1 protein-coding gene is annotated in these 1,758 nt (G+C 26.9%); it reads right to left on the bottom strand.

Going from position 1 to position 1,758, the window contains the following annotated elements; all coding sequences use genetic code 11:
• Window positions 1-1,714 (bottom strand): ferredoxin hydrogenase (locus ACMOUI_RS04980; RefSeq protein ID WP_418964635.1); only part of this gene is annotated, 1,714 nt, incomplete at its 3' end.
• Between the last annotated feature and the right edge of the window lie 44 nt (window positions 1,715-1,758).

Genomic DNA, 1,758 nt, shown 5'->3' with positions numbered 1-1,758 from the left:
AAGTTGTGTGAAATAAAGAGTGATGTAAATTTTTATCTTTATTTAAATAATTTTCATACATAAAGATTACAGATGGATTTTTATGTGATTTTCTAAAAGTAGAAGCCTTATCTTGAGAATACAATACATTTCCCCTAATTTCTTTATAATCAACTTTTTCTTTAATAAAAGATTTTAAATGAGGTTGTCCACCACCATTTATACATCCACCAGGACAAACCATAAACTCAACAAAATGATAATTTTTATTAGTTAATAAATTATGATCAAAAAATTTAAATATATTAGCTCCACCATTTACAACAGCTATATTATATTCATTATTATCAATTTTTACTGTAGCTTCTTTAATTCCCTCAAAACCTCTAACTTCTTTATATTCAATATTATCAAAAGAATTATTTTCAAGAATATCTTTAACGGATCTAAGAGCAGCTTCCATAACCCCACCAGTAACACCGAATATTGTTCCTGCACCAGTATATGTTCCCATCATAGGATCAACTTCAGAATCTTTTAAATTATTAAAATCAATTTTAAAAGTTTTTATAAGATCTGCTAATTCTCTTGTTGTTAAGACAGCATCAATATCTCTAATTCCATTTGTATTCATTTCATCTCTTTCACTTTCGAATTTTTTAGCAACACAAGGCATTATAGATACTGTAAATATAGATTTAGGATCTAAGTTTTCAATATAAGGATAATAATTCTTACTAGCTGCTCCAAAAATTTGTTGTGGAGATTTGGCACTAGAAAGATTTTTTATATATTCTGGTTTAAATTGCTCTACTAATCTAATCCATCCAGGACAACATGAGGTAAACATAGGAAAAGGACCGTTATTTTTAATTCTTTCAATTAATTCAGTTCCTTCTTCTATAATAGTAATATCTGCTGCAAAATTAATATCAAAAACCTTTTTAAAACCAATTTTTCTTAAAGCAGAATATATTTTTTTAGTAGCATCAAATCCTAATTCTTTTTCAAAAAGTTCACCTAAAGCAGTTCTAACAGATGGAGCCATAGCAATAATTACATGTTTATGAGGGTCATTTAAAGCATTTAGAACTCGTTCTATATGAGAAGTTTCAGTTAATGCTCCAACTGGGCATGCTGCAATACATTGTCCACATAATAAACAATTAGTATCGTCAAAACATCTTAAATTTTCTGGGCCGACAAGAATATTATTATTAATATTGTTTAATTGAATTATATTAGTTCCTATTTTTTGTTTGCAAGTATTAACACATCTACCACATCTTAAGCATTTGCTTCTATCTAAATGAATAGATTTGCTTCTGTCATCAATATAAAGCTCTTTTTCAAAAATATTCTCTTTTTTAGTTTTTTTAGCTTCGCTTTTCTTTATTAAATCCAAAAATTCGCAGTTTGAAAGTCTTTTACAACTTCCACATTTAAAATTATGATTATTTAAAAGTTCTGTAATTCTTTCTTTTTTAGATACTTGTACTAGTTTAGTAGTGGTATTTATATTCATTCCATCTTTGACGAATGTAGAGCAAGCTCTAAGAAGTTCATTAGTATTTAAGTCTTCAACTCTACAAATACCACATTCTTGAGTACCAGAACAATCTTTTAAAAAGCATAAAGTATCAATTTCAATATTATTTTCTTTAGCTACTTGAAGAATTGTTTTATTAGAGTCAGTTAAGATATTTTTATTATTAATTTTTATATTAACGTTCATTAAATCCTCCTGCGTGATTTAACCTTGGATTATTAGCAATATAT

The sequence above is a fragment of the Cetobacterium sp. genome (genome assembly GCF_048470075.1).
Lineage (GTDB): Bacteria > Fusobacteriota > Fusobacteriia > Fusobacteriales > Fusobacteriaceae > Cetobacterium_A.
This window is presented reverse-complemented; position numbering and strand designations above follow the sequence as displayed.